The 388-nt window shown below is 58.8% G+C and carries 1 protein-coding gene; it reads right to left on the bottom strand.

Annotated features, from left to right (window positions below):
- Positions 1-171 precede the first annotated feature (171 nt).
- A partial coding sequence (locus tag JWG43_RS19255) for a hypothetical protein (protein ID WP_205244502.1) occupies positions 172-388 on the bottom strand: 217 nt, incomplete at its 5' end.

The following is a 388-nucleotide window of genomic DNA, read 5'->3' on the forward strand; positions in this document are numbered from 1 at the left end:
CGTTCTTCCTGTGCCGTAAGCCGTCTGATGTTGGCCCACAGATCATCAATACTTCTTGCTTCCGCCTTGCTTCGAACCGCCTTGCCGTGCATCCCGCCCCTCCTTTTTTGAGGTCAACACCGTTGACTTGTAGTTGACCTTGTTCTTGCGTCCGGGCATCGTCCCGGCTGTCTAGTTCACCGTGTCCGGCATGGGCTGGACAGGTGCGGGGGTGACTTCAAAGCTTGGGGTGCCCATCATCGCAACGGCCTTTTCCCGGCTCATCTCCAGCGCCTTCACGGCGCCGTCCAGGTCGTAAGCATAGGGTTCTTTCCGCCATGCTTCGGCCACAGCCTTAACCACCATGCAGGCCGCTTGGTAGCCTTCATGAAAGCCCTGGGCATAGCCC

The sequence above is a fragment of the Desulfobulbus alkaliphilus genome (genome assembly GCF_016918545.1).
Classification (GTDB): domain Bacteria; phylum Desulfobacterota; class Desulfobulbia; order Desulfobulbales; family Desulfobulbaceae; genus Desulfobulbus; species Desulfobulbus alkaliphilus.